This is a genomic window from Verrucomicrobiota bacterium, assembly GCA_016871495.1.
Taxonomy (GTDB): Bacteria; Verrucomicrobiota; Verrucomicrobiia; order Limisphaerales; family VHDF01; genus VHDF01.
The window spans coordinates 12,469-39,383 of sequence record VHDF01000004.1; the positions used below are offsets into that span (position 1 = coordinate 12,469).

Sequence of the window (26,915 nt, forward strand, 5' to 3'; positions counted from 1 at the left end):
CAGCCTGCGGGGCGACGTAGGGAACCAGGAGCGTGGGGCGCTTTCGATCCGGCGGATGCGCTTCTCCTTCAAAACAACAGCCAGGTCACCCTTGCGGATGGCCTGGCCACTCAACTCAACCCAACTCAACCCAACTCAAAAAATCGAATGCTAATCCTCAAAAGATTCCGCCCAGTCTCGCTGCCTCATGATCTCTTTGATCTTGCGACGCTCGTAACGATGCTTTTGGGCTTTGGCGGGGCGATCATCCACCTGCCGGAAGGGATGTTTGGTGTTGCGAATCACGTCCGTAACGACATCGAGAGACTTGTTCATAGTTCAATCGGTCCTTTCTACAGATGTGCTGACAGCGGGAAGAATGCCAACCTCCTTTGTTGACTCTCATGTTGGCACCGCAAGCTGGCAGGAGTGCGATCATAGCCGGTTATCGACTCACTCTTATGATCGCCAGAATTCGTAAAACGTTCAAGAAAATGTCGATTTTTGTTGCTTTAGCCAGCATTTATCGAGTCAGCGGAAGAGCCGCAAACCGGCCTGAGGTCCATTCCCCCTCCGACTTCTCATGCTTGAAAACCAGTCCGTAGGACTCCAAAGCCTGTCGCACGGCCGCGAACTGACGCCGCAAAATCCCCGCAACCACCAAATCTCCTCCAGGTGCCACCCGCACCGCAAGGCGCCTGGCCTGGGTCACCAGCAAATCGTCGATCAAGTTCGCGCAAACCACTTCGAAACGGCGGGACGGTCGTAGGGGCAGCCGCTGAACGTCGCCCCAGGATACCGCAACGCGCGCCTCCACCCGGTTCCGTCGTGCATTGGCCTTCGCGTTTTCCACGCAGGCCGGATCGAAATCCATGGCCTCGACCGGACCATACCCCAGTTTCGCCGCCGCGATGGCCAAAATACCCGTGCCGGTCCCCAGATCCAGAAAGGACTGTTTTGCCAGGGGCCGCCGCAAGGATACGATTTGTTCGAGGCAGTAGCGCGTTGTGGCGTGCTGCCCGGTCCCAAAGCTCAGCCCCGGGTCGAGCACCACGCCCACCTGGCCAACCCGAGGACGGCGAATGCTCCAGCTTGGTCGAACCAAAAGTTTCCCACCGGCGACAAAGGGCTTGAAATGCTTCTTCCAGGACTCCGCCCAGTTTTCTTTGCGGACGCCCGCAACGCGCATCCGCAACGGTCCGGTGATCGCCCCCTCCCCAACCCACCGGCGTAATTCCAGGCGCAGTCGCGACATCACTTTGGTCCCGAACATTCCTTTTCCGGGCCTTGGATTCGCTAGATAGATGGAGACCCTCGACCGTCCGGTCTTGAGATTGTGATAGATGGCCGGAGAGACCCCAAACCTTGTTCCGAGCAGAGTTTCCACGAGTTCTTCACTCGCCGCCGGAATCTCAACCGCGATCTCGACCCAGGCTTCGCGCGTCGTCACGCGAGCAACCCCTTAACCACTTCGCTGCCCGGCTTGGTCACATTGGTCAGGCGTTGATTCACTCCCTGGACCGGGTAGGTCAACTTCAGGTGATCGAAGCCGAGCAGATGAAGCATGGTCGCATGCAAATCATGGACGGAAACCTTGTCGATCACAGCCTGGTACCCGAACTCATCCGTTTCGCCAAGGCTATGGCCAGGTTTCGACCCGCCCCCCGCCATCCACAGGGTAAAGGCAGCGGGGTTATGGTCGCGTCCAATCAACTTCATCTCCACCCCATTCCGGTTTTCTCGCATCGAGGTCCGGCCAAACTCGCCACTCCAGAGGACCAGCGTGTCTTTGAGCAACCCCTGCTGTTTGAGATCCATGATCAACGCCATGATGGGCTTGTCCAGACTCTGGCATTTGTCCTTGAATCCCTTGTTCAACGCCTCGTTCTCCCCGGCGCCGTGGCTGTCCCAACCCCAGTCGAAAAGCTGGATGTAACGGACGCCACGTTCAACCAATCGCCGGGCGAGCAGACAATTGTTTGCGAACGATTCCTTGCCGGGCTGAGTGCCGTAGAGTTCGTGAATCGCCGCCGGTTCCTGGCCAATATCAAACGCGTCGCTGGCCGCGACCTGCATCTTGAACGCCATCTCGTATTGGGCGATGCGCGTCAAGGTCTCGGGATCCCCGGCCTCCTTCGCGGTTTGGCGGTTGATGGCCGTAATGGCATCCAAGGACCTCCGGCGCATGTCCCGCGAAATTCCCGGCGGATTCGAGAGGAAAAGCACCGGATCCCCCTGAGACCGGCATTGCACGCCCTGATAAACGGAAGGCAGAAAACCCGCGCCCCACACGGATTTCCCGGCGTCGGGATTCTTGCCGCCGCTCGTGAGCACGATGAATCCCGGCAAATTCTGATTCTCCGATCCCAAGCCGTACGTGGTCCACGCGCCAGCGCTAGGGAAACCGGGATTCTGATTGCCGGTGTGGAGCAGGAGTTGTGCGGGACCATGATTGAATTGATCCGTGACCATGGATTTCACGAAACAAATCTCGTCGGCCACTTTGGCAAACTCGGGCAGACGGTCGGAGATCCATTGCCCGGATTGGCCATGCTGTTTGAACGGGAACTGAGGCCCCAGCATCTTGGGCACACCTTGAATAAACGCGAATTTCTTGCCCTTCAAAAGCGATTCCGGGCAATCCTGACCGTCGAGCTTCGCCAGTTCCGGTTTGTAGTCGAACAGCTCCAACTGGCTCGGAGAACCCGCCATGTGCAGGTAAATCACGCGCTTGGCTCTCGCGGGAAGCGGCGCCGCCATCGGTGACAAAGGTTGAGCAGGGTTTCGAACCAAAGGCGCGGAGGATCCCCACGCTCGACCGGTTGACTGGGCGAGCCACAAAGCGCCCAAGCCCAGCCCGCAATCCCTCAAAAAGTGTCGCCTCGTCCGGTGCAGGAGATCCTCATGCATCAGTTCATCCCAGAAGTTCATAGGCATTATCGTACCATGAAGGCGTCAAGGTTTAGGATGGCGTTGGCCACCACCGTCAAAGCTGCGCGCTCGGGAGACCCTCCCAGTTTCCGGGCCTCCTCCGGTTTGGTTTGAAAATCGCGCAAAGCACCGCCGTAAAGTTCCGTCAAGGCCGCCACCATCGCTTTCGGAGGAGCCGCCAGAGTGAGCTTCCGGATCCCGCGTTCAATTTGATCGCGCGGCTTGCCTCCCCCATCGCTCATCGAACCCGCCATGGCCACGGCCATCTCCAGAAATGCAGGGTCATTCATCGTCGCCAGGGCCTGCAAAGGCGTGTTGCTCGGGGTTCGCCTGGCCGTGCAAGCGTCGCGTGTTGGAGCGTCAAAGGTCAGGAACAAGGGATAACCACTCGTGCGCCGGTGAAAGGTGTACAAGCTTCGGCGAAACCGGTTCTCATTGGTGGCGATCTGCCACTTTTCCCCGCTGTACACCGTGTTCCATACGCCGTCCGGCTGTGGGGGAAAAACGGGAGGCCCAAAGGTCTTGGTCGAAAGTAATCCGGTCACCGCCAGGGCCTGATCCCGCACCATCTCCGCCGTCAAGCGCGCCCGTGGCCCCCGCGCATACCAACGATTCCGCGGATCCTTCTCCCAATGCTTCGAGGATACCCGTCCGGATTGTCCGTAGGTCGCGGACAAAGCAAACTCTCGCAGCAAGCCCTTAATCGACCAGCGCAAATCATCCCGCAGCCTTAAAGCCAGAAAATCGAGCAACTCGGGATGCGTGGGCCGCGATCCCGAGGTCCCGAAATCGCCGAGCGTGTCCACCAGGCCCTGGTCGAACATCTCCGCCCAAAGCCGGTTGGCCAGCACTCGCGCTGCCAGCGGATTGTCTTTCCCGACGAGCCACTTCGCGAGATCCAATCTTGTCAGTTCACTCGCCCCCCGGGGAGGACGCACCAGCTCAGGAATGCCGGGACGCACGGCTTCGTCCAAGGTCATGCGATTGCCACGGATGAATACTCTCGTTTCGCGCCGGGCGTCGGCGTCACGCTCGAACACCACGGGCACATTGGCTCCCTTCACTTCTTTGGGCAGGGTGCGCGCGGAATTCCAGCTTTTCCACCGTTCCTGCCGCGGGGTTGATCCGGCCATTTCGGTCCATCGCCGATCCTGCGAGGTGGCCAGGTCGAACTGCGTCAAGGCGCAGCCTTGCACACCCGAGTTCGACGCGATGCCATGTTCAAGGGTCAACTCCAAAGTCGCGCCCGAGGGCGGGGTGAGCGGCTCTGCGAACACCAGCACGCACTCGCGGGCTCCCTTCATCACGGGGTAACTGCCAAAACCCCCGCCGCCACCCTCGATGATTCTCATGGGTTCAAACGGACCCGCCAAATAATCCGCCACCACTTCCCGAAACAGCACGGGCTGGTTCGAGGCGCCCGGCACCGAGTAGCTCGCCAGGAGTTTGGAGAAGATCTGGCCTCGCTCCGGAGGACTCTTCGGATCGACGGATGTCGGAAAGATCCGCACCCGCAGCGCGGTGGCCCCGGCCGGGACTTCGGACTTCAAAGTGTACTTTACCGACACCGGGAGAGTGCCGCCCGCAGTGACCCGGCCTTGATCCGTCACTTCCAACTTACCCCCGGTGGGCCTTGCTTCCGTGGGTTTCAGAATCCGCCAATCGGAGATTTGCCCCCAAACCTTGCGTCCTTCCTCGTGGAGCCGTCGCCGCTCGCGCCGAGCCTCCACCTGGGTCCGCAACAACTCGTTCCTTTGACCTTCGTCGTTGGCAAAAAAGAGCCGGGGGAAATCGTCGTTCTGATCACAATCCTCGGTGCTGTCGAAAAAGGCGGCAAAGCGATAATAGTCGCGGTGCGGAAATGGATCGTAGGGGTGGTGATGACACTGCGCGCAGGCGAAGGTGGTCGCCTGCCAGGCTGTCCACGTGGTGTTCACCCGGTCGAGAACGGCCACGGTTCGATACTCCTCGTCGTCCGTGCCTCCTTCGGTGTTGTTCTGGGTGTTCCGGTGGAAAGCCGTGGCCAGCAGGTCATCGGCTGACGGTTCCGGGAGCAAGTCTCCCGCGAGTTGCTTGATGGTAAACTGATCGTAGGGCATGTCCGCGTTGAACGCGCGAATCACCCAGTCCCGCCAGGGCCAGATTTCACGTGAGGGATCCTTTTCGAATCCAAACGTGTCCGAGTAACGCGCCAGATCAAGCCAAACGGACGCCCAGCGTTCGCCGAACGCGGAGGAGGCCAGCAAACGATCCACCGCGTCCTCCTTGGCCTTCTTCTTGTCCCGCTTGGACTCGCGCACAAACACCGTGTATTCGTCCACCGTGGGTGGCAAACCGGTTAAATCCAGAGAAACGCGGCGCAGCCATTCGGCCGGGGCAGCCTCCGGGGAGGGGCGAAGCCCCTGGGATTCCATCGCCGCCAAAACAAAGTAATCCGCCCCAGTGCGAGGCCATCCGCCTTGCCGGACTCTCGGCCGGGTTTGCGGCTGGGGAGGAATGAAGGACCAATGCTCGCTCCAACGCGCACCTGCTTGAATCCATTGCCGAAGCTTGTTGACCTCGGCAACCGAAAGCCTGGGTCCGTGATCCGAAGGCGGCATGCGGTCGTCCTCATCCGAGGTCGTCACCCGCTGGATCAACTCCGACTCCTCCGGTTTTCCAGGAACAATGGACCATTTCCCCGACTTGCCGCGAGCCAGCGCCTGGTCACGATAAAGAAAAGACAGTTTGCCCGCCTCTTTGACTCCGCCATGACAGGCGGTGCAGTGCTGAGCGAAAAGCGGGCGAATATCCCGGTTGAAATCAATCCCAGAAGCCGCTTTCGCGTCAGCCCGGGCGGCCGGCAAGGCCGACGCCACGACCAGGAGCGCGAGCGCCCACCCCACTGCAAAGATGGAGCCGGGGCTGAGGAAGGGAAAACGGGCGGATATCATGGCTTGATCTGAACCAGTCTAAAGCCGGAGGGCGGGCCAGGCAATTCGGCGGTTGAAGAAAGTTTGCCGATTCTTGGCCTTTACCCCGTCGGACTCGAGCGGACCCGAAGGCTGCCTCATCGATGCTTCCAAATGGAAGCATCGGAAAGTCATTCGAGTTCGCTCGCGGCCCAAGGTCGCTCCCTTCCCATGTGCGCTTCTCTTATGGCGCGAACCTGCTCCGCCTTGACGGGACTCGCTCCCTCCCCAAAACGGGATCTCACAAAGGACAATACTTCGGCAATCTGGGCGTCTGTCATTCCCGCCATTCCGGGCATGGGCACCGAATTCGGTCCTCCATAGCTCTGCCCAGCGACGGTCAACGGACCCGTCAGGCCATGCAAGACCACTTTGATCAGCCGCGCGGCATCACCCTTGACCCATTCACTGCCGGCGAGCGGCGGATAAACCCCGGGCAGCCCTTTTCCCTCGGGCTGGTGACAGGGCAGACACGCCATGTCATAAAGCTGCCCGCCTTCAGACGGCGGGACGTAAGGCTTGGATATCAAGGCTCGAAGGGCCTCCTCCCCGGTCTTCGAAAGCGACAGTCCGCCTTGAGCCAGAAGAGGCGCCCAGCGAGGCTGCAAGGTTCGCGCACTCAAGCGCAGAGCGTAATCCAGAAAAGGATCGCGGCCTCCTTCCCAGGCTGCTGCCACCACCTCCACGGCATCGGGACCCGGCAGGTAAGTGGACGCCACGGCGGCTTCCAGTCGAACCCTCGGATGCTCGTCTCGGGCCGCGGACAAGAGGGAGGTTCGTGCTTCCGCCAGAGCTTCCCCCCATCCCCCCGCCACGCGAGCGCCGTAGGCCCGCACTCTCGCGTCTCGGGCTCGCATCAATTTCTGCAGCACCTTCGCCCGCGGAGCTTCGTGAGCTTCAAGCACCCCCGTCACTTCCAGGAGCAACCGCTCGCTCGCGGGATTCAAATCAGAAAGTCGATCCACCCAGGCGTCGACCTCGCGCAGAACTTCCGCCGCCGGGCGGTAAAAGAGCAACCGCTTCGCTTGATAACGCGTCCAACGTTCGGATGAATCCAGTTGCTTCAATAAGGCCGCAGCGGGCATGGAGGCGAGATCCGGCTGCTTCACCCCGGCCCTTCCTTTCGCCGTCACTCGCCAAATTCGCCCGCGTGTCTTGTCGCGGCGAGGATCCGCATAACTGGCCTGATAATGACCAATCGTGGGATTATACCAATCCGCCACATAAATAGCGCCATCGGGACCCACGCTCACATCCACCGGACGAAAGTCGGGGGTGGACGACCGGACGAGTTTGGGCAACTGCGCGGACTTGAACCCCGCACCCGCGTCGCTCAACCGGTGCAACTCCACCACCGCGCCGAAATATCCCCCGATCACTGCGCACCCTTGAATGTCGTCCGGCAATGCCCGGGTGCCAATCCAATCCAACGAAGTCGTCTTGGGCGAGGTGTCAAACAGCGGCCCCACGGAGTGATACTGCTCGGGCGATTTCGCGTAGGAAACATCCGCCGACAACGTGGAGCCACTCCCGATCGGGCTCCCGCCCCGGACCATGCCCGGCACGGTCCAGTAACCGTGGGGACGGTCCCCCGATTTGTGGAAAACCTGGCCGAAATCATCGAAGGCCACTCCCCAGCAGTTAGCCCCCGCCATGCCGCCTCCAAAAAATCCGTCCAGACGCAACGTCCGCGGACGCCAGCGCCAAACCGCCGAGCGGTCGAGCCGGGCGATGCCCCATGGCGTTTCCACGCGCGAAAAAGCATGCAAACCTTGCGTGAACCAAAGGCTCCCATCAGGACCGTGGGAGATCGAATTCACCAACTGATGCGTGTCCCCAATGCCGAATCCGCTCATCACGACCCGCCGAACGTCTGCTTTGCCATCGCCGTTGGTGTCGCGGTAATGCGCAATCTGATCGAAATCGCATACAAACACACCTCCATCCCCCGGTTCCACTCCCTGAACCATGGTCAATCCTTCGGCAAAGCGCCACGACTTGTCCGCACGTCCGTCGCCATCCGAATCCTCCAAAACCAAAATATAATCGGCCGGCGTGGCACTGGCCTGGGACTGCGGATAGGTCGGGGAACAGGCGACATACAACCTTCCTCGCTCATCCCACGAGCATTGCGTCGGCTTCACAACCCCCTCGCGCTCGGAGGCGAATAAGTTGATCTGATATCCGTCCGCCAATTCGAACTTGGCCAGTTGCTCTTCAGGGGTAAGCCCCTTGGAAGGTTCGGGCGAAGCGGCCCGCGGCGGGGTCAAACGCCCCTCCACCGCCTCGCCTCGCGCCAGGGCATGAATGCGGGCGTCGGCTGTGGCCAGCAGCGGGCGGTGACGTTCGAGGGCTTCCTTCAAAGAGGGTTCGCCACCGCCCGCCTTCGCGAACGATGTCGCCACCCGGTCGCCGTACACAAACGACCAATTGGCGGGCCGCCAACTGTCGAACCACAGCCGGTTCTTCTCCAGAATGGCCTCCCGCAGCGGACTCAGGAGGGCGGCCGCTTGAGGCCTGATTCCAAGCTGGCTCGCCATCACGCGCGCCACTTCTTCCAGGCCCGCTTCGTGGGCATGAAGACCATCCTCGGTGAGCCGGACCGAACCGAGGGGCCGCTCCAGAATCGGCCGGAATAGATCGACGAAAAGGGCGCCTCGCCGACGGGCCAGGTCTCGAATGGCGCTTGTGTAAGCCGCCACATCACCATTGCGCAACGTCAGGTCGGGCGCGTGCGAGGCCAGGGGTTTCTCGAAGGGCATCGGTGAGACCAGGACGACCTTCCGGGTGCGGCCCGCGAATTGATCCAGCAATCGATGGTAAGCCGCCACAAATTCAGGCAGCCGCCCGACTCCGTCCAGTGCTTCCATTTGGCCAAACTGCGCGAGGATGACCGTCGCCCCGGCGGCTTCCAACTGGCGCAGCCACGATCCAAAATTCAGATCGCGCCATTGTTCGTAGACGGTATCCGCCTCCCAGGCCATCGATCGAACTCGCGGCGCTTGCGAAGCGAATCCGGAAGCGAGAAGGGTTTCCAGCGCCCCTGACTTCTGCTCGCGCACGAAATTCTCCTGCCCCACCAACACCACGACTTCATTCGTGCCCAGTTCGAAGATCCCGCCGGGAAATTCGGGCGTGGGCAGTGCGGGTTGACCGTGTCCGATCCGCCCGAGGATCTCCGCTTCGGGTGGAATGATGGAATCGGGAAGGACTTCGAGGGTGATGTTGCGGAAGGAAATCTCAGCCTTGCAATCGCCGTGAATTTGAAGGGCGATCACCCCCTCGGTTTCGATCGCCGGGTCCCTTTCCACCCACGTCGCCGTCCGCTGCCCGTTCAGCACAAGGGTCGCCTGCGGGCCCGTGGCGATGATTTCGTAACGGTTCCATTCCCCGGGCCGTTCGAGGCTCGCCACCAAGTTGGTGTCGGCCATGACCAGCATGCGATTGCGGCGTGATTCGTCATAAACGCAGCCGCTGAATCCAGCCCCGATATCCGCCTGAAATCCGGACATTTCGTTGGGCGGTTGCGCGATGCGTTTGCTGCGGAATTGAACCCCGCCGTTGATGAACCCCTCCGTGCCGACCAGTCGATACTCCAGGCGCAGATGAAAATTCTTGTAGCGCTGAGTGGTGGCCAGGAATTCGTTGCGCGGATTGCCGGCCATGGATCCGCCCACGATGACGCCCTCTCGGACCCGCCAGACCGCGTTCGTCTCCCCTTCCCAACCCGCCAGACTGCGGCCATCGAACAACGGAACCGGTGCCGCATGCAGGCGCAGCGCGAGCGCAAAGAGACCAAGGAGCCAGAGGGCGAATTTCATGGATGCCCCCGAGCCTAGCGAGTTCGCGCCCGGCTCGCCAACCCGGAATTCAGAATCACATTACCACGCGCCGCGGTGGCCGCCATCCCCGGTGTAGGTCCAATACTTCTCGTACATGCGTTGAATCGGCTTCCAAAGAACCGAGCCGTCCACATAAGCCACATGCCCGCCCACGGACCCTGCCTGGCGTGCGGTGGTGGGTTGTTGAATCGGGTAATGATAGATATGCCCTTTCCTCTTGATGGCTCCAGCCCTTCCATGCGGCGCAATCACCCAATTGTAACCACCCACTCCATTCGCCGCCCAGCTGTTCAGATCTGAGAAAAGCACCAGCTTCTGCGTTTCGGCCAGGGCGTTGGTATTGACGAGATTCGGCAAGTCTCCCAGCTTGATCACCGACTGCCACCCCGCCGTCGGAGGCATGCTGCGCCCTCCGTGATAATGGTAACCAATGTAAAAACCAGTGCCCGTCTGAAAGCGGCTGTTCGGCCGGTCGGTGATCCCCGGCAAAGACAAGGGATAGACATTCGGACAGTCGAATACTTTGTCGCCAAAACTATTGCTGATCGATTGATACATCACGGTGGAAATACTCATGAGGAAGGAATCCCCGCCATTGCGAATGCCGTCAAACACCCTGTCGTTGTTGTCCAGCGCATAGACATGCGTGGCGATGCCGAGCTGGCGCAGGTTTCCAATGCAATTCGCGCGTTTGCCTCTCTCCCGGGCCGAACTGAGCGCGGGCAGAAGGAGTCCCGCCAGGATGGCGATGATGGCGATCACCACCAGAAGCTCGATCAGGGTGAATCCGGTCCGTGCCTCACGAGTGGAAGGGCAGCGCGAGCCCAAGAAATTCGGGGGAACCATGCACTCACTTTTCTCCAACCACCCCGCGCTGGCAAGCATCACTTTTCCAGCGGAAAGGGACGCACAAACCCCGCCCATCATTCCCAGCGAAGCCCTCGAGCCCGCCCATGAAATGCCTGTTCCACGACCCGGAATCGCCGGCCCGGTTGAGCGTGAAACCTGCGGATTAGCGCCGTGCCGGACGAGCCCACTCCGCCGCCAACCGATCCAGCAGGGCCACTGGCGCGGGGCCGTCGTGGATGACCACGCGATAGCGCAGCACCAGGGGACGGGTCGGATCCAGCGCGACCTCCGCGGGCGCGGTAATGCACGGATTGATCATGCGCGTGACCCGATGGTTGTGCCACCAGGTGGGCGGATTGGACGGGTGCTGCACCACCGCCACTCCGCCCCGCTTGCCATCCGGAAAATCGATGGTGAAACCGTACCACGGCGCGTCCGGCCAATCGGATTCAGGCTTGGTATGGACCGGATCCGGCAACGCGACTTTGCCTGCGGGATTGAACGCTTCGATGCGGCCCTCCTTGCGCAACCGGACGCAAAAGCCTCCGAAGGCCCATCTCCCCAACTGGGTGGGCGCGGTCGGCGTGAGCTTGTAAGTCAACTCAAGGACGTTGGCGTCGGGGGCCGAGCGCAGTTTGGCTTCCAGCGTTTCGTTGATCAGGACCTCCTGGTCGGCAACCCACTCGTTGTCCGCTTGAAAATCAGCCGAAACCCCGAACGCCCTGACGCCCCGCAACCCACGATGGCGGATCACGCGGCCCACCTTGGGCGCCGGTTCTCCCCAGCCCCAAAAGTCTCCTTTCTTCGTTCCCCGAACCTCAACCCAGCCGAGAAAAAGTCCGCGATGATGTTTGTGATCGGCGGGGGCAAGATCGGTCATCACCAGCCCTGATGGCGTCGTCAGAGGGTGAAAGAAGGCGCCACTTTCAACCGAAAGCCCGGTTCCCGCGGGGGCGACCGTCTGATATCGTGCCACAACGTGGCCGTCGCGATTTCGGATGGCCACACCTTCCTTCGAGGGTTCGATTCCAAATTTGCCGGACGGAAACGCCGGCAAACCTCCCGCCAGAAAGGGAAGCGCCGCCAGGAGCCAAACCAAGGTAGGTGCGGTAATGACCATGCCCCCCAAACAACCCTTCTCTCCCCTCGCCTGTCAAGCGAGTCAGCCCAAATGTCGCGAAAAGTAGCCCTCGTAGAGACGGTTGCGCAGCCTCATTTCGCCCCCACGACCCGGCACCATCACCCCGCCGGATTGCAAGCAATGGAGCTGATGCTCGTCGGGCTGAGCGCCACCGTCCAACACCCGTCGCAACGCTTCGAGCAAGGGTCGATTCTTCGAAAGCAACAAAACGATGCGCTTGAGGTGGTCGGAGAAAATTCCATCCGACCGGCCGGCCGCCTCGCCAAACTTCGCCCAGAGGGACGGATTCAGCACCAGCTCATGCAGACTTCGCCGCACGAGGTAGGGCTGGCCTCCGACCCAGTCGTAAAAAGCGTCGAGATCCACCTCGGATTTCAGAGGCGAACCGTAGCGATCATTGAGATCTGCGACTTGAGCCCGGGTCAAATCCTGGATGTCCAGCTTCTTCCCCACGTTGAACGGGGAGAGGTTCAGATCCGTAATGAACAAATGCCCTTCGGTGGCATAAGAGACGATCCATTGCAGCTTCGACCAGGGTCCCTGAACATCCAGCGCCCTTTCGTTGTACCAGGCGCGCATCAGGCTGAATACTTCGCTCGCCAAACTGCTCACGATCAGCCGGTCGGCTTCGTCCATCGCCCACACGAGCGGCTGTTGCCGGTCTCCAAGCACTGCCTCCTTCACAAACCGCTCAAAGTTTCGATTGGGACTGAGCCGGTCGTCCCAATGGTCCGTGAGATCCTCATCCAAATCGAGCTGCGCCGCCAATGAGGTGGCCAGAGCACGGTAGAAGGAAGGCAGATCCTTCAAGTCAGCGGTGTTGAGTTTTTGAAAGTCTGTCAGCACCACCCCTTTGCCGGTTTGCCGCGCATACTCCAACCCCCGGGCCAGCAAGGAGGTCTTGCCAATCTGGCGGGCTCCTTTGATCAGAATCACCCCTTCTCCCTTCGAGATTTCATCCTTCAATTCCTGATCTACCGCTCGCTCCACGTAAAAGGGCGATTGCAAACTGACCGCACCACCGACAGCCTCAAGCGGGAAAAGCGGGGGCCGGACACCGGCGGGGAATGAGGGGTGGATCATGACAAAATCTAATGAAGTTAAGCATCGATTCCCACTGGAAGCAACGTTGGATTTCGTGGGGATCAGGGCGGAATCCGCACAAAACGAATGACAAACCAGGGCTGATCGCGTTGACTTTGCGCCGCTCGAACGCGGCGCGGCTGGGCCGCCCACGCGGACGGCACTCGACATGCCCAAACGCACCGACATTCACTCCGTTCTTATCGTGGGCGCCGGCCCGATCGTCATCGGCCAAGCCTGCGAATTCGACTACTCCGGCACCCAGGCCTGCAAAGCGCTCCGGGAGGAAGGTTATCGCGTCGTCCTGGTCAACTCGAATCCGGCGACGATCATGACCGATCCGGAATTCGCCGACCGCACCTACATCGAGCCGATCACGCCCGAAGCCGTCGAAAAGATTATCGTCCGGGAACTGGCCGAGTTGAAGCGGCTGACCCGGCCCGGCGGACCGGACAAGCTCGTGCTCCTGCCCACCCTGGGAGGTCAAACGGCACTCAACACCGCCATGGCCTTGCACAAAAAGGGTGTCCTGGAACGGCATGGCGTCGAAATGATTGGCGCCAAGGCCGAGGCGATCCACAAAGGGGAGGACCGCGAAGCCTTCAAGCAGTTGATGCTGCAAATCGGTTTGGACGTTCCCATTTCCGGCACGGCCCACAACATGGACGAGGCCCGGAACGTGGCGGAACGTATCGGCAAGTTCCCGCTCATCATCCGTCCCGCGTTCACCCTCGGCGGCACCGGCGGCGGCATTGGCTATAACCGGGAGGAATTTGAAGCCATCGCCAAGCGAGGGATCGACCTCTCCCCCGTCAGCGAGGTGTTGATCGAGGAATCCTTGCTCGGATGGAAAGAGTTCGAGATGGAGGTCATGCGGGATCGTGCCGACAATTGCGTCATCATTTGCTCGATCGAGAATTTCGACCCGATGGGCATTCACACGGGCGATTCGATCACCGTGGCTCCGATCCAGACCCTGACCGACAAGGAATATCAAATCATGCGGGACGCGAGCTTCGCGGTCATCCGTGCCGTCGGAGTCGAAACCGGCGGATCGAACATCCAGTTCGCGGTCAACCCCGCAAACGGGCGGATGGTGGTGATCGAAATGAACCCGCGGGTGAGCCGCAGTTCCGCCCTGGCCTCCAAAGCCACCGGGTTCCCCATCGCCAAGATCGCGGCCAAACTCGCCGTCGGATATCTCCTCGACGAGATTCGAAACGACATCACGCGCGAAACACCGGCCAGCTTCGAACCGACCATCGACTACGTGGTCACCAAGATCCCCCGCTTTGCCTTCGAAAAATTTCCCCAAGCCGACCCCACGCTCACCACGCAGATGAAGTCGGTCGGCGAGGCGATGGCCATCGGGCGCACCTTCAAGGAATCGCTCCAGAAATGCCTGCGCTCCCTCGAAATCGGTCGCAGCGGGCTGGGGGGCGACGGCAAGCCCTGGCGCATCGGCGCCGAGATTTACGGAGACCGTGACCTCCTGCCGCGGGATCTCATCAAGGGAAAGTTGAGCGCCCCCAACGCCGAGCGCATTTTCTTCATCCGCCACGCTCTCCGGGCCGGGTTCACCATCGAAGAGGTCAACCACCTCACCTCCATCGATCCCTGGTTCCTGACCCAAATCAAAGAGATCGTCGATTTCGAGGAGGAATTGGCGAGCGCGAGAGCGTGAGCTCGTGAAGCCGGCCGGGGACGCGATGGCCAATCGTGGGGCGATCAACCCGGCGGCGCCATCCGAAACTCCTCCACGACGCGTCCGCCCATCAAGTGCTCCTGGATGATGCGTTCCAGCACGTCCGGGGCGCAGGAATGATACCAAACCCGGTCGGGATAAATCACTGCGATCGGCCCCCGCACGCATAGCCTCAGGCAGTTTGCCTTCGTTCGCAGCACCGAACCCTTCGTCCCCGCCAAGCCCAGTTCCTTCAGGCGCCGCTTGAGAAACTCCCACGATTCCAGTCCCCTTTCCTTCGCACAGCACTTGGGCTCGGTCTGATCCGCGCACAGAAAGATATGCCGGGTGGCCCCGAAAAGGCCCACCGATTCCGCCGCGGTCGCAAGCGCCTCATCCATCGCTTCCTCACGAAAGGTTGACCACATTCGCCGGACAACCGGCCAGAAACGACCGTGCGTTCTCCACGGCGACCGCCATCAAACGCGAGCGTGCGGACCGGCTGGCCCAGGCGATATGCGGAGTGACCAAACACCGCGGAGCGGTCAACAATGGATTGCCCCCGGGAGGAGGCTCCACGGACAACACGTCCAGTCCCGCGCCGGCCAGTCGACCTTCGGTCAAGGCCCTGGCCAAGGCTGTCTCATCAATCAGCGGCCCTCGGCTGGTGTTGATCAAAAACGCGGTGGGCTTCATGAGCGCCAGCCGGCGCTCGTTGACCAGCCCCTGCGTGGCGGGGGTCAGCGGACAATGCAAACTCAGCACGTCAGCCCCCGAGAACAACGCGTCCAGCTCAACGAACTCGATCCCCTCTTGCGCGGGCCGGTCTGGCTTCGAAGAAGACGCGATCACCTTCATCCCGAAGGCCTGGCCGAGCTTTGCCACGGCGGCCCCGATACGCCCCAGTCCCACAATGCCCAGCGTCTGACCATGCAATTCCACCAGGGGATGATCCCAGTAGCAAAAATCAGGGCATTGCGACCACCGGCCTTTCCGGACGGTGCTGGCGTGATGCCCCACTTGCAAAGCAAGTTCTAAAATCAGTCCGAAGGTCATCTGCGCAACAGACGCGGTGCCATAGGCCGGGACATTCGAAACAGCGATGCCCCGGCTTCTCGCCGCCTGCGCGTCCACAATGTTGAAGCCCGTGGCCAGCACGCCGATGTAACGCAACGATGGAAGCTCCTCCATCGCGGCGGCGCTAACCGGCGTCTTGTTCGTCAGGACCAGTTCCGCCCCTTGGGCCCGCGCGACCACCTCCGCCGCCGGAGTGCGGTCATAAATGACACAGTCTCCCAGCGCCTTGAGAGGGTCCCAGGATAAATCCCCGGGATTCAGCGTATGACCGTCGAGAATGACGAGGCGCGGCATGGACCCGGCTTCCGTCTAGTACTTGGCCGCTTCCTTGTTTCCGCCCCGGCCAAGATGGTTGAGAATTTCGCGCGATTTGGACAGCAAGAACCCGGCCTCGCTCGCCACGGCGACAAATCGAAAACCTTGCTCCAGCCGACGCTTCGCCGACGCGGCGTCCGCCACATGAATGCCCGGGGCAATGCCCCGTTTCCGGCACACCTCCAGCACTTTCTCCAGCGCGCTGACAAAGCGTGGATCGTCGCTCTCGAAGGAAGGGGGCCTCCCCATCGAGTTGTGCAGATCGTTGGGCCCGATAAACAATACATCAATGCCCGGCACCCCGGCGATCGCCTCCAGATTCGCCACCGCATCGATATGCTCGACCATCAACACGACCAGAATCTCCTCATTGGCTCTCGCATAATAGGTCGCCGCGTCCGTGTCGAAATTGGTCGCATGAAGCAGTCCACCGATGGAACGTCGCCCCAACGGAGCGTAACGGGCCGCCGCCACCGCGTCCTCAGCCTCCGCTTTGGAATTCACCATTGGCACCACCACCCCCCAGGCTCCCGTGTCCAGAACACGCTTGATGTTTTCCCCGGTATTCCAGGGCACCCTCGTCAGGGGCACGCATCCCGCACCCGCCAGGATGGCGTAGCTCTGCGCCGCGCTCTCAAACGAGGTCGGACTGTGCTCCAGCTCAATCGTCAGCCAATCGAACCCCGTCCGCGCCATCAAACTCGCCACCAAGGGATCCGGCAACGTCAGCCAAGTCCCCACACAAGATTCGCCTTGGGCCAGGCGGGATCGCACCGTGTTCTTTTTCATGAGGATCGAAAATCTATTGGACCTTGGCGCGCAACTTGGGGCTGCGATACACAGCCTCATCCACGACCCAGCGCGGACGCCTTCCCTGCATTGCGTTCACGATGGCTTCCGCGGCGGCCATGCTGACTTTTTCGCCCGTTTCTCGCGTGAACGAGGCTTGATGCGGCGTGAGCAACAAACGCGGAGTGGAGCGGAGCGGATGGTCCGCCGGAAGCGGCTCGACGGCGAAGGCGTCCACCGCCGCCCCCGCGAGGACTCCTTCCTGGAGCACTTTGACCAAGGCCGCCTCGTCCACCAGCGCTCCCCGGGCGGTGTTGATCAAGTAGGCGGTGGACTTCATTTTCCTCAAGCGAGTCTCGTTGAGCAGGCCACGGTTGTCGGGCGTCAACGAGGCGTGGAGGCTGACGAAATCGCTTTGCTCCAGCAGCGTGTCGAGATCCACAAAACGAATGCCCAACTTTTCCGCCTCGGCATTCGGCGCGATGTCGTAGGCCAGGATCCGCATGTCGAAACCTCGCGCCCGTTTGGCCATGGCTTGCCCGATGCGGCCGCAGCCGATCAAACCCAGGCTCTTGCCATGCACGTCGTGACCCCAGGCCGATTTCCACAAACCCTGCTTCATCGACTCGTGGCCCTCGGCCAAACGGCGGGCGACTCCGAGCAGGAGAGAAAAGGCGTAGTCCGCGACGGCGTCATTGAGGAGTCCGGGAGTATAAGCCACCATGATCCCCTGCTCCGTGGCGGCCGGGACATCAATGGCGTCGTAACCCACACCCCAACGCGAAATCATTTTCAGCGAGGCCGCCTCGGGAGCACGCAGCAACTCGGCTTTAAAGTGGTCCATGCTGGCCAAAACCGCGTCCACGCCGGGTAATTGCGGCAACAGTTCGGGCACGGTCAGCGGACCGAGCTTGGGCGGGACGAGGACTTCGGCGCCCGATGCTTTGAGGAACTTGGTGGCCGCCTCGCCTACTTCACGGAAAGTGCGTGCGGTGATAAGAATTCGCCAGGACACGGGCGCCAAGTCTAAAACCCGTCGCGCAAATAGCAAGATGGGGAAAGTGCCGGGTGTGAATGGAAGGGGCGGGCGCGGAGCACGGCCAGGTGCCAGACCACCAGCCGCAGCCAGGTTCGAACTTCGAGACGCAAGGGATTCCTCAGTCGAGCCCGCGTCGACGAAGCCGCTGCGACTGATCCCGCCGGGCGGGACACAATCGCGCCCCATCGAAGGGCCAAGGCGGGATCGTCAGCCACTTCCGATCACACCCAAGCGCCCGGAAAACCACGGAGGACGAATAATTCATCGACCGAATGGAGAATCCCGGTTCTCGAATCACTTCATGTGGACGGTCAGGCCCGGCCATGGTCCTTTCTCCCGACCACCCAAGCCAGTTCGGGCCAGGTTCGTTGTCTACGCCGTCCGGACAAGATCCACCCCAGAAACGTTGAACGAACGAGCCCTTCGTAGGTGGCCAAGCAGATCGCGATCGCACCCCACGCCAACGATGACATCGCGCGGCATTTCTTGGCCGACACGCTCTCGGGAGACGGTCAAAAGACTCTCATCAGCCTCATTTCCTTGTTCAGCCTCGCGGTGATCGCGGTCTATTCGCGCGCGGTTCGAAAGAGGATCGGACGCGTATCCCCGCGTCCCGACGGACAGGAGCGCTAAACCCCCCCGAACCGGCGGTGGCGGCGCGTATATTCCTCCAGCGCTTCGAAGAATTGTGGCTTGCGAAAATCAGGCCAAAGCGTCGGCGTCACCACCAACTCGGAATACGAGATCTGCCAGAGCATAAAGTTGCTCACCCGCATTTCCCCGCTGGTGCGGATCAGCAAGTCCGGATCGGGCCAATGCCTGGTATAGAGGTGTTGCGAAATGACTTGTTCATTGATTTCGGCAGGTTCGATCTCGCCTCTTCGCATCTTGTCGCCAATTTCACGCACCGCTTCCACGATTTCAGTCCGGCCGCCGTAACTCAGCGCGAGGATCAACGTCAGGCCCTTATTCTTCGCGAGCGCGGCCTGCGTTTTCGCCAACTGCTTCTGCACAAACTCGGGCAGGCGGTAGATTTGCCCGATGACTTCGAGCCGGACATTGTTCCGCTGCAATTCTCCGATCTCCATTTTCAAGAACCGGGCAAGATACTTCATGAGGGTATCAACCTCGTCCTTGGGACGATTCCAATTCTCGACACTAAACGCGTAAAGCGTCAGGTACTTGATTCCCAGTTCGCCCCCGGCTCGTACGATGGACCGCACCGACTCCACGCCCTGGCGATGCCCTTCCACCCTGGGCAACTGGCGTGCCTTGGCCCAGCGCCCGTTGCCGTCCATGATCACCGCCACATGGGTCGGGATGTTCGACCTTGCCTGGGCGCTTAATGCCGGATGGAGTTCTTTGGTCATGGCGAAGGAATAGGTTTCGGCGGACGCCCGCGCAGTTGCAAATCATGCTGCTGGGCCAAGCATTCCGTGACGACATGATAAGCAGCCGCTTGCTGTTCCGGGTTTGCGTCCGGGTTGTTCTGGATCTGGCGGGCGACTGCGATCGCCTTCTCCGGCTCCTCCATCGCCTGATAACCGCTCGCCAGAAGCATCAAACCCTCAAAGTCCGTAGGCGACTTGTCCAGTTCGTCCTGGATCAACTCCACCGCCTCTTTCAGCCGGCCTTCGGAAGCCGCGAATCGAGCTTCGTCGTAATGGGGTCGGAAGGCGCCGAGTTTCACCGGGATGCTGAACAAGAAGCGCGAGAAGGAAATCGAGTAGCGATGGGCAAAGTAGGGCGCCCACAGCACGACGACGAAAACAAACACGAAGAAGAGCAGCGTGGTTCCGAGGGCCATGGGTTCGATCCAACCCTTCGCCAGGAGCCAAACCAGCGGTGCGGTCACGACGAGCTTCAGCTTGGCCCCGCTTGGGGCATCTTGAACTCGTGTCCATGGATAGAGCAGGGCCAAAACCACCGCCGTCACCAGAAAGGGAACCATGGCCTGCACTCAGTTCCTGGAATCGGTTTCTATGCCGTCCATGGCGTGGAGGACGCAGCCATGGCGTCGAGAAAACGCTCGAAGGTCAGCGAACCTGCTGCTCGATCCTTTTGAGCGATGGGGGCAAACCCGCGAAGAAAAGCGACCTGCCGCATGAGACTCTGAGTCAGGAATGGAGTTTTGTAACCCTTTCCTGTAAACCGATACTTCCAAACGCACGAACGACTCGAATCGAGACGCTCAAAACGTCGCTTGACCCCTCTCCGACTGGGAACGGGTTGCAGAATGCCTCGATCGACACAAGCCATCACAGACTTATTACGGGTTAGTCGAACGAGGCGGCAAGCAGTTTCACCGCTCCCTCAGAAAGGTCGGTGCATCCAGAGGTTTTCGGTGACCGGGTTGTCGTGGTAACGCAGACAGCCCTGTCTGCTGTTTCGCAGGCTGCCTGGCCTGCGGGGCGACGAAGGGAACCAGGCGTGTGGAGAACAGGGCAGGGCCTCGTTCTTCACCCGCCGGGCCGACGGGCCGTCGGCGATACGGCAGGCTGGGCAGCCTGCGCCACACGACAGACATCTTCGGGATGCACGGCAGAAAGCTCGCCGTTGGGATGAGCGCCCACCATCGGAAACCCACACATGACGAAAAGACAGTCGGCTGGGGATGACTCAACGATGTTGCAGGCTTCTACGGACTCCCTTCGGTGCGCCCTCATCGAGGCCGACCGCGTGGACGGCATGGTCGCCTTACCCGGCCAACTCTTCAACCGCACCCAGATTCTCGTCCGCCTCTGGTTCTTCGCGAAAAGCCAAGCCGACGGCGATACCTTCGAGGAAAAGATGCCGCGCCTCGTCGCCGAACGACAGGGTCAGTTCGCAGAGTCGGCCAGACTTGAAAGGTCCAGGCTACAATTGAACGCACTGGCCACAGCCCAGTCTGGCCGCCGTAGCTTTGGCGGAGGCGGGTTCGCCGAGTCCACGAAAAGGGAAGCCGCTATACGCGCCAGCCTAAAGAGGCTAGACTGCAACCTATGAGCAAAGCACGATTCACCGAGCGTCAGGCCGACGTGCGCGAGAGTGCCGCCCGCCTTGCCGAAGCAGTGGCCCAACCGGAAAGCGATCTTATCCGCGACGCCACCATCCACCGCTTTGAGTTCACCTTTGAAGTCGTGTGGAAGACCCTCAAGCTCTACCTCGAACGTCAGGGGCACGAATGTGGCGGGCCACGGCCGACGCTCAAGAAGGCCTTCGCCGAGAACCTGATCTCTACCACCGAAGAAGCCGACCGCTGGTTCCAGATGCTCGAAGAGCGCAACCTCACCAGCCACGCCTACGATGAAGCCCTCGCCATCCAAATCTACCGACACATCGTGCAAGACTACGCTCCCTTGCTCGGTGGCATGGCGGAGAGGATCCAAACCCTGAAATGGGACTGACCGCATGAAGACCCTCGCCCTCCGCGAACGAGACCTTGCCATGCTACGCCGCACCTTCCGCTCATTCCCGTGCGTACGTTCTGTGCACCTCTTCGGCTCACGCGCCACCGGCCACGCCCGCCGCACCTCCGACATTGATCTCGCCATCTCCGCCCCGGGCGCCACCATCGACGAGTGGCTGGCACTGACCGATGCGCTCGACGAAGCCCCCATCATCTACGAGTTCGACGTCGTCCGCACCGAACGCGCGCACAACCCCCGGCTTCTCGAAAGGATCGCCCGCGAAGGCGTGCTCATCTATCCAGAGCACCCCATCGCATAAAGCCAAGATCGAGTTGAACCGGCGGATGAATTCTAAGCCGCCTCGTTCTTCGACACTCTTGCGACCCGCACCTTCGAGTTCTCCTGGCCGCGAAGGAAGTTCTGCGCGCCTTCGATGAGCAGGTGAAGCTGTTGTTCCAGTAAATCCACGTCAACCTCCACCCATCCCGTTCCTCGACCCCATTCTCACCGCTTGGGCTTTCGACCGGGAGGTTGATGCATTGTGTCGTGCCTCTCCCGCCCAGTGCATCCCGATGTTGCCGGTGATGCAGGTAGGGCGCGTCCGTCCCGGCGCGCCCCCGGAGCATGATGTTTTGCATCCCGTGGGCGGCGGGCTGGGACAGGCCCGCCCTACCAACAACATCGGGATACACGGTCTCCCGCCCCTCACGCCATTTTCACATTGCGGCTGCACGGGCCCCGAGCGACACTCCAGGCATGTTCGCCAAGGTGTGTGCGGCCGCGGTTCAGGGGATTGACGCGTACCCTGTCGAGGTCGAAGTGAATTCCGGATGGGGTGACACCAATGTGGTCATTGTGGGCCTTCCCGACGCCGCCGTGCGCGAATCGCGCGACCGCGTGGGCACCGCCTTGTCCAATTCCGGCTTCAAATTCCCCATGGGCAAAACCACGATCAATCTGGCCCCGGCGGATATCAAAAAGGAAGGACCCAGCTTCGACTTGCCCATCGCCTTGGGACTGCTCGCCGCCAGCGGCCAGGTCGAAACGGATCTGCTGGAGGATTTCGTCATCACGGGAGAACTCGCGCTGACCGGCGCCGTGAGGCCTGTGAAAGGCGCGCTCGCCATTGCCCTGCGAGCCAAAGCCGAGGGGCGGCGCGGCATCCTGCTTCCCGCGGAGAACGCCAATGAGGCCGGTGTCGTCCGGGGCATCGAAGCCATTCCGATTCGAAATCTGCGGGAAGCCTCCGAGTTTCTTGAGGGCGCGCGCGCGCTGCCGGCTGTTCACCTCAACGCCGAACAAATGTTTGATGCGCCCCTGGAGGACGATGTGGATTTCGCGGAGGTCAAGGGGCAGGAATCGGTGAAGCGCGCCTTGGAAATCGCCGCCGCCGGCGGGCACAACGCGCTGCTGATCGGCCCTCCTGGCACGGGCAAATCGATGCTTGCCCGCCGGCTCCCCACCATTCTCCCGCCCCTCACCCTTGATGAGGCCCTCGAAACCACCAGGATTCATAGTGTCACCGGGCTGCTGGAAGCGCACCAGGCCTTGGTCACTCGACGACCCTTTCGTTCCCCTCATCACACGGCCAGCGATGCCGGATTGTTGGGCGGCAACGCGCATCCGACCCCTGGAGAAATCTCGCTCGCCCATCATGGCGTGCTCTTCCTGGACGAACTGCCTGAGTTCAAACGAAGCGTGCTCGAAACGATGCGACAACCCCTCGAAGAAGGTCGCGTCACCATCTCTCGTGCCGCCGGTAGCGTCACGTTCCCTTCCCAATTCATGCTCGTCGCGGCCATGAATCCCTCCCCGGACGGCAAGATGCCTGGTGAATCGCGCTGCTCGCCTCGCGAAATTCAGAATTACCTGGGACGCGTTTCCGGTCCGCTCCTGGATCGCATCGATTTGCATGTCGAAGTGCCGGCGGTTCCGTTCAAGGACATGGCCGCCGCAGCGCCGGGGGAAACTTCCGCTGCCATCCGAGCCCGCGTGATCACGGCCCGCCATCGCCAGCAGGAGCGATTCAAGAACCGGCCTCGCCTCACTTGCAACGCGCGCATGGGTGCGCGAGATCTCAAGCAATACTGCCCTCTCGACACCACCTGCCTCGATCTCTTGAAGGCGGTGATGACGGATCAGAATCTGAGCGCCCGAGCCTACGATCGTATCATCAAAGTCGCGCGCACCATCGCCGACCTAGCCGGGCAGGAAACCATCAACCCCGACCACGTCGGGGAAGCCATCGGCTTTCGATCCTTGGACCGGCAGATCTGGTCGTAACGCGGACACACAGGCCTTCCCCCCCATTCGCGGCAAATTCCAACCCGTCGCCGACGTCCAGGCTCAGACCCTCTGACCTTGAAGGGGGGGAAGGGTGGGGCGTGGAACGAAAAGGAGCCGCAATGAGGAGGTCTTGGATTTTTCGGAAGCGGCAGGAGCGAGGGAGTGATCCTGATCTTGATTCGTGACCGGGATTCCGTCCCTCCGTGTCTTGGTGCCTCCGTGAGAAACTTGGCCATCGGCGCGCGGGCTTCAGCCCGCTTCGACGTGGAACAACACCGAGCGCAGGGCATGAGCCGACGGTCATCAAGCTCCGCGGCTGGCTCACCTCAACGAAACGATTCTTCCGACCTCCGGCTCATCTACCGACCAGTGGGCTCAAACTGATCCCACGCCAGGTCAGGAGTTCTGAGGATGGATTCACAACGGACGCAAGATCGACTGTGGACGCAGATAATCGAAGAAGGTTTCGGGGCTGTTGACGCCTCCACCCATGCCGCTCAGGTTGCAGCCGCCATACGGCACGCCGTGCGGAAACAAGTTGTGGGCGTTAATCCAGCTGTTCCCCGCCACCATCGCTTCGGCGACGCGATTGGCGCGCTCCAAGTTTCGGCTCCAGACACTGTTGGCCAATCCGTAATGGGACCGGTTCACGATTTCGACCGCCTCCTGCTCGTCGCGAAAACGAACGAGATACGCGACCGGACCGAAGATCTCCTCCCGGCACGCCACGTTGTCCGGCGAGCCGGTCAGGAGAGCGGGAGAGACGTAAAACCCTTTTTCATGGCCGGCCACGGTGGCGACTCCGCCTCGCAGAAGACACTGGGCTCCTTCCTTTTCACCCTTTTCCAGATAACCCAGCACTCGATCCCGCTGCTTGGCGCTCACGACGGGACCCATCTGAGTCTCCGCGTCCCATTCATGGCCGATGCGGGTGGACCGCAAAGCTTTGGCTGCCCCGTCCGCCAGCGCGTCGAATATCTTTTCATGCACCAGCCACCGTGTGGCTGTGCAACAGACCTGGCCCGCGTTTAAGGTGATGGCGCCCGCGAGAGCTTTCGCGGTGGCTTCCACGTCGACGTCGTCAAACACCACCGCAGCCCCCTTGCCTCCCAGTTCCAGTTTCGCGGGAATCAAATTGCGTCCGGCGGCCTCGCCTACCAGGCGCCCCACTTCAGGCGAACCGGTAAAGGACATGCGCCGGAGCCCCGGATGCCTTGCCAGAGCCGCGCCCGCCGTTTCCCCCAATCCCGTCACAACATTGACCACACCTTTGGGAATGCCTACCTCCTCGGCCAACTTGGCAAAATACAGGGTCGAAAGCGGCGTGTCCTCGGCTGGTTTGATCACAACCGTGTTTCCCGCGGCCAGCGCCGGTGCGATCCCCCACCCCACCAACAGCAAGGGAAAATTCCAGGGAAAAATGAATCCGCATGGACCGTAGGGTACTCGTATGGATCGGGCCTCGAATCCGGAAACCGCAATGGGTTCCCGGCGACGCGCGTGGACGGAGAGATCGGCAAAATACCGCAACGTCGCGGAAACATTGGGGATGTCTCCCTGCAGCGCCGCCCCGAACGGTTTCCCGACGTCCCAGGACTCGATCTGGGCGAGAACGGGCCGGCGCTGGTCCACCAAGTCGGCGAGCCGGTGCAGGAAAACCGCGCGTTCGTTGGCCGGCAATCCAGCCCAGCCACTCGCTCGAAAGGCATCCTGGGCGGACCGGACCGCTCGATCCACTTCTCGCTCGCCCCCGGCGGCGACGCGAGCGATCGGCTTGTCATCGCCGGGATCACGCGTCTCGAATGTTGCGCCACCCTCGGCCTCCACCCATTGTCCGCCGATGAACATGCGCAGGGGTTGATGCGAGAGGAATTCTGAGACTTCAGGAAGCATGGAGGTCATAGCAAAAACGGTTCGGGGTTAGGGCGACCACTCTCGACCCGATCTCCACGAAAGGCAACGAAAAGCCTCGATCGCCGACCTTGGCCGGTTCATCCCGATGTTGCCGGTGATGCAGGTAGGGCGCGTCCGTCCCGGCGCGCCGCCGGAGCATGATGTTTTGCATCCAGCGGGCGGCGGGCTGGGACAGGCCCGCCCTACCAACAACATTGGGATACACGGGACCTTGGCCGGTTCATCCAGAGGTTGTCGGTGACCGGGTTGTCGTGGTCACGCAGACAGCCCTGTCTGCTGTGGTGCAGGCGGCCCAGCCTGCGGGGCGACGAAGTGAACCCGGCGCGTGGAGATCATGGAAGGGCCTCGTTCTTCACCCGCCGGGCCGATGGGCCGACGCGCACCGTTCAACCCGCCCCGCGTGTAGGCCTTGGCCCTGGCAACACCCATGTCCTTGCACCTGCCATGCCCCTGCGAAGACATATCCGAAACGGCGTGAACGCCGCGGTCCGAACGGCATCCTGCGAACGCGCCGGATCCACCGGGCCGGCCGGCGTCAGAGGCCTTCCACAAATTTCTGCATGGCCTCTTCCTGCCTCTCGATCGAATCCACCAGTTTAAATTGGGTGCGCGCTCGATCCAGATTGTGATTCGGCCGATGAACGCGGAAATACGTGTCTCCTTTGAGGTAATCCGTAAGAAACCTCAACCCGATGGTGAACGTGATCAGCTTTCCCGAGAAGGCAACGAGGGCTTTCTCCGGTTTGGTCAAGAAACCCGCGGTCTTCTCGATGTACCCCTTGGCCAAGGCCCGAAACATGGGCATGCGCATTTGCACTTTGTCGAGATCCTGCTCGTCTTCGAGCGTCGGACTCGTCGTCGTCCGCACCATGTCGCCGAAATCGTAAAGCGCGCACCCCGGCATGACCGTGTCGAGATCGACCACGCACATCGCCTCGCCGCTGACGGTTTCGAGCATGACGTTGTTGAACTTGGTGTCATTATGGGTGATTCGCTCGGGAATCCGTCCCTTCGCAAGCCCCTGGACAATGACGGAAACGATTTTTTCCCGCTCCAAGGCGAAAGCGATCTCCTTCTGAGCGGTGCTGGCTCGATTGACCCGGTCTTCGGTAACCGCCTTTTGCAGCGCCTGGAATCGTTTGGGAGTGTGGTGAAAATCAGGAATGGTTTCGTTCAGTCGTTTTCCCGGCAGATCCACGAGCTGCGCCTGAAAAGTGCCAAAGGCACAACCCGCCTGATAAGCCTGGGAGGACGTTTCCACCGCTTCGAAAGTTTTCACGCGTTCGACGAACACAAACGTGCGCCAGCAATCGCCCTGGGCCGATCTGTAATAGGGTTTCCCGTCGCGAGTGGGAACCAGTGTCAGCACCCGTCGCGTGATGTCCTTGGCTTTTGAGGATTCAAGCTTGGCGCGAATGTGCCCGGTCACCCGCATCAGGTTGTCCGTCAATCCATCGGGATCCTTGAAGACTGTCGTGTTGATTTTCTGGTGGATGTAACGCACTTGCACTCCGCCTTGCCCGTAGGTGGCGGTGTAGGTCTCGTTGATGTGCCCAATCTTGCAAGGCTCGGCGTGAAGAATCTCGCCGTAAATCTGGAATTGCCTCGAAATCTCCTGGATCTGCGCTTCTTGATACAGAGACATA

At 61.0% G+C, this 26,915-nt stretch carries 22 protein-coding genes; 7 read left to right on the plus strand and 15 right to left on the minus strand.

What is annotated here, in order from left to right; genetic code table 11:
• Positions 1-502 precede the first annotated feature (502 nt).
• The 7 genes from FJ404_01700 to FJ404_01730 form a co-directional block, all read right to left on the minus strand.
• Positions 503-1,429, minus strand: a complete 927-nt coding sequence (locus FJ404_01700) for a 50S ribosomal protein L11 methyltransferase (GenBank protein MBM3821596.1) — start codon at positions 1,427-1,429, stop codon at positions 503-505.
• A complete protein-coding gene (locus tag FJ404_01705; GenBank protein ID MBM3821597.1) occupies positions 1,426-2,910 on the minus strand; it encodes a DUF1501 domain-containing protein in 1,485 nt (494 codons plus the stop codon). The genes FJ404_01700 and FJ404_01705 overlap by 4 nt, the downstream gene beginning before the upstream one ends.
• Before the next feature lie 5 nt (positions 2,911-2,915).
• Positions 2,916-5,843 (minus strand): DUF1549 domain-containing protein, encoded by a 2,928-nt coding sequence (locus tag FJ404_01710; protein MBM3821598.1) that lies wholly within the window; start codon positions 5,841-5,843, stop codon positions 2,916-2,918.
• Between the two features lie 149 nt (positions 5,844-5,992).
• A complete protein-coding gene (locus FJ404_01715; GenBank protein MBM3821599.1) occupies positions 5,993-9,682 on the minus strand; it encodes a DUF1080 domain-containing protein in 3,690 nt (1,229 codons plus the stop codon).
• Positions 9,683-9,742: 60 nt separating this feature from the next.
• Positions 9,743-10,549 (minus strand): type II secretion system protein, encoded by an 807-nt coding sequence (locus FJ404_01720; GenBank protein MBM3821600.1) that lies wholly within the window; start codon positions 10,547-10,549, stop codon positions 9,743-9,745.
• A 166-nt stretch (positions 10,550-10,715) separates the two neighbouring features.
• Positions 10,716-11,672 carry a hypothetical protein gene (locus FJ404_01725; GenBank protein MBM3821601.1) on the minus strand — a complete coding sequence of 319 codons (957 nt, stop codon included), beginning with the start codon at positions 11,670-11,672 and terminating at the stop codon, positions 10,716-10,718.
• Between the two features lie 42 nt (positions 11,673-11,714).
• The gene (locus tag FJ404_01730) at positions 11,715-12,965 is read right to left on the minus strand and encodes a hypothetical protein (GenBank protein MBM3821602.1); all 1,251 of its coding nucleotides are present in this window, start codon (positions 12,963-12,965) and stop codon (positions 11,715-11,717) included.
• On the opposite strand from FJ404_01730, the gene carB reads away from it, so the two are divergent.
• Positions 12,946-14,460, plus strand: coding sequence for a carbamoyl-phosphate synthase large subunit (gene carB / locus FJ404_01735; protein ID MBM3821603.1), 1,515 nt, complete (start codon positions 12,946-12,948; stop codon positions 14,458-14,460). The two genes, FJ404_01730 and carB, sit on opposite strands and share 20 nt — an antisense overlap.
• A 44-nt stretch (positions 14,461-14,504) precedes the next feature.
• Here carB and FJ404_01740 read toward each other — a convergent pair whose 3' ends face one another.
• From FJ404_01740 to FJ404_01755, 4 genes are read right to left on the minus strand one after another with little or no spacing between them, the layout of a single operon-like run.
• Positions 14,505-14,861, minus strand: a complete 357-nt coding sequence (locus FJ404_01740) for a (2Fe-2S) ferredoxin domain-containing protein (GenBank protein MBM3821604.1) — start codon at positions 14,859-14,861, stop codon at positions 14,505-14,507.
• Positions 14,862-14,868: 7 nt separating this feature from the next.
• Positions 14,869-15,831 (minus strand): D-2-hydroxyacid dehydrogenase, encoded by a 963-nt coding sequence (locus FJ404_01745; protein ID MBM3821605.1) that lies wholly within the window; start codon positions 15,829-15,831, stop codon positions 14,869-14,871.
• Positions 15,832-15,846: 15 nt separating this feature from the next.
• Entirely contained in the window at positions 15,847-16,701 is an 855-nt protein-coding gene (locus tag FJ404_01750) for a 2-dehydro-3-deoxyglucarate aldolase (protein ID MBM3821606.1), read from the minus strand.
• Complete coding sequence (locus FJ404_01755) at positions 16,655-17,866, minus strand: hydroxyacid dehydrogenase (GenBank protein MBM3821607.1); 1,212 nt, start codon at positions 17,864-17,866, stop codon at positions 16,655-16,657. The genes FJ404_01750 and FJ404_01755 overlap by 47 nt, the downstream gene beginning before the upstream one ends.
• Positions 17,867-18,109: 243 nt before the next feature.
• Here FJ404_01755 and FJ404_01760 point away from each other — a divergent pair, with 243 nt between their 5' ends.
• Positions 18,110-18,313: a hypothetical protein gene (locus tag FJ404_01760; GenBank protein MBM3821608.1), complete on the plus strand. Its 204-nt coding sequence runs from the start codon at positions 18,110-18,112 to the stop codon at positions 18,311-18,313.
• Here FJ404_01760 and FJ404_01765 read toward each other — a convergent pair.
• Both FJ404_01765 and FJ404_01770 read right to left on the minus strand, forming a co-directional pair.
• Complete coding sequence (locus FJ404_01765; GenBank protein MBM3821609.1) at positions 18,310-19,050, minus strand: isoprenyl transferase; 741 nt, start codon at positions 19,048-19,050, stop codon at positions 18,310-18,312. The genes FJ404_01760 and FJ404_01765 overlap by 4 nt on opposite strands.
• Entirely contained in the window at positions 19,047-19,631 is a 585-nt protein-coding gene (locus tag FJ404_01770; GenBank protein ID MBM3821610.1) for a hypothetical protein, read from the minus strand. Before FJ404_01770 ends, FJ404_01765 begins: the two co-directional genes overlap by 4 nt.
• 638 nt (positions 19,632-20,269) lie before the next feature.
• Here FJ404_01770 and FJ404_01775 point away from each other — a divergent pair.
• From FJ404_01775 to FJ404_01795, 5 genes are all read left to right on the plus strand, one after another.
• On the plus strand, positions 20,270-20,665 hold the full coding sequence (locus tag FJ404_01775; GenBank protein ID MBM3821611.1) for a hypothetical protein: 396 nt from the start codon (positions 20,270-20,272) through the stop codon (positions 20,663-20,665).
• Positions 20,662-21,066 (plus strand): nucleotidyltransferase, encoded by a 405-nt coding sequence (locus tag FJ404_01780; GenBank protein MBM3821612.1) that lies wholly within the window; start codon positions 20,662-20,664, stop codon positions 21,064-21,066. The genes FJ404_01775 and FJ404_01780 overlap by 4 nt, the downstream gene beginning before the upstream one ends.
• A gap of 4 nt (positions 21,067-21,070) precedes the next feature.
• Positions 21,071-21,388: a nucleotidyltransferase domain-containing protein gene (locus FJ404_01785; GenBank protein ID MBM3821613.1), complete on the plus strand. Its 318-nt coding sequence runs from the start codon at positions 21,071-21,073 to the stop codon at positions 21,386-21,388.
• 253 nt (positions 21,389-21,641) lie between these two features.
• Positions 21,642-21,866, plus strand: coding sequence for a hypothetical protein (locus FJ404_01790; protein ID MBM3821614.1), 225 nt, complete (start codon positions 21,642-21,644; stop codon positions 21,864-21,866).
• On the plus strand, positions 21,826-23,352 hold the full coding sequence (locus FJ404_01795; protein MBM3821615.1) for a YifB family Mg chelatase-like AAA ATPase: 1,527 nt from the start codon (positions 21,826-21,828) through the stop codon (positions 23,350-23,352). Before FJ404_01790 ends, FJ404_01795 begins: the two co-directional genes overlap by 41 nt.
• 420 nt (positions 23,353-23,772) lie before the next feature.
• On the opposite strand, the gene FJ404_01800 is transcribed toward FJ404_01795, so the two are convergent.
• Both FJ404_01800 and FJ404_01805 read right to left on the minus strand, forming a co-directional pair.
• On the minus strand, positions 23,773-25,257 hold the full coding sequence (locus tag FJ404_01800) for an aldehyde dehydrogenase (protein ID MBM3821616.1): 1,485 nt from the start codon (positions 25,255-25,257) through the stop codon (positions 23,773-23,775).
• Positions 25,258-25,804: 547 nt separating this feature from the next.
• The gene (locus tag FJ404_01805; GenBank protein ID MBM3821617.1) at positions 25,805-26,914 is read right to left on the minus strand and encodes an aminoglycoside phosphotransferase family protein; all 1,110 of its coding nucleotides are present in this window, start codon (positions 26,912-26,914) and stop codon (positions 25,805-25,807) included.
• Between the last annotated feature and the right edge of the window lies 1 nt (position 26,915).

What these genes read in the sequence shown, in the direction of transcription:
- FJ404_01705 (MBM3821597.1), bottom strand. Translation starts at nt 2,910, where the DNA reads ATGAACTTCTGGGATGAACTGATGCATGAGGATCTCCTGCACCGGACG.
- FJ404_01710 (MBM3821598.1), bottom strand. Translation starts at nt 5,843, where the DNA reads ATGATATCCGCCCGTTTTCCCTTCCTCAGCCCCGGCTCCATCTTTGCA.
- FJ404_01715 (MBM3821599.1), bottom strand. Translation starts at nt 9,682, where the DNA reads ATGAAATTCGCCCTCTGGCTCCTTGGTCTCTTTGCGCTCGCGCTGCGC.
- FJ404_01720 (MBM3821600.1), bottom strand. Translation starts at nt 10,549, where the DNA reads ATGGTTCCCCCGAATTTCTTGGGCTCGCGCTGCCCTTCCACTCGTGAG.
- FJ404_01725 (MBM3821601.1), bottom strand. Translation starts at nt 11,672, where the DNA reads ATGGTCATTACCGCACCTACCTTGGTTTGGCTCCTGGCGGCGCTTCCC.
- carB (MBM3821603.1), top strand. Translation starts at nt 12,946, where the DNA reads ATGCCCAAACGCACCGACATTCACTCCGTTCTTATCGTGGGCGCCGGC.
- FJ404_01730 (MBM3821602.1), bottom strand. Translation starts at nt 12,965, where the DNA reads ATGTCGGTGCGTTTGGGCATGTCGAGTGCCGTCCGCGTGGGCGGCCCA.
- FJ404_01740 (MBM3821604.1), bottom strand. Translation starts at nt 14,861, where the DNA reads ATGGATGAGGCGCTTGCGACCGCGGCGGAATCGGTGGGCCTTTTCGGG.
- FJ404_01745 (MBM3821605.1), bottom strand. Translation starts at nt 15,831, where the DNA reads ATGCCGCGCCTCGTCATTCTCGACGGTCATACGCTGAATCCCGGGGAT.
- FJ404_01750 (MBM3821606.1), bottom strand. Translation starts at nt 16,701, where the DNA reads ATGAGGCTGTGTATCGCAGCCCCAAGTTGCGCGCCAAGGTCCAATAGA.
- FJ404_01755 (MBM3821607.1), bottom strand. Translation starts at nt 17,866, where the DNA reads ATGGGGCGCGATTGTGTCCCGCCCGGCGGGATCAGTCGCAGCGGCTTC.
- FJ404_01765 (MBM3821609.1), bottom strand. Translation starts at nt 19,050, where the DNA reads ATGACCAAAGAACTCCATCCGGCATTAAGCGCCCAGGCAAGGTCGAAC.
- FJ404_01770 (MBM3821610.1), bottom strand. Translation starts at nt 19,631, where the DNA reads ATGGTTCCCTTTCTGGTGACGGCGGTGGTTTTGGCCCTGCTCTATCCA.
- FJ404_01775 (MBM3821611.1), top strand. Translation starts at nt 20,270, where the DNA reads ATGACGAAAAGACAGTCGGCTGGGGATGACTCAACGATGTTGCAGGCT.
- FJ404_01780 (MBM3821612.1), top strand. Translation starts at nt 20,662, where the DNA reads ATGAGCAAAGCACGATTCACCGAGCGTCAGGCCGACGTGCGCGAGAGT.
- FJ404_01785 (MBM3821613.1), top strand. Translation starts at nt 21,071, where the DNA reads ATGAAGACCCTCGCCCTCCGCGAACGAGACCTTGCCATGCTACGCCGC.
- FJ404_01790 (MBM3821614.1), top strand. Translation starts at nt 21,642, where the DNA reads ATGTTGCCGGTGATGCAGGTAGGGCGCGTCCGTCCCGGCGCGCCCCCG.
- FJ404_01795 (MBM3821615.1), top strand. Translation starts at nt 21,826, where the DNA reads ATGTTCGCCAAGGTGTGTGCGGCCGCGGTTCAGGGGATTGACGCGTAC.
- FJ404_01800 (MBM3821616.1), bottom strand. Translation starts at nt 25,257, where the DNA reads ATGACCTCCATGCTTCCTGAAGTCTCAGAATTCCTCTCGCATCAACCC.
- FJ404_01805 (MBM3821617.1), bottom strand. Translation starts at nt 26,914, where the DNA reads ATGTCTCTGTATCAAGAAGCGCAGATCCAGGAGATTTCGAGGCAATTC.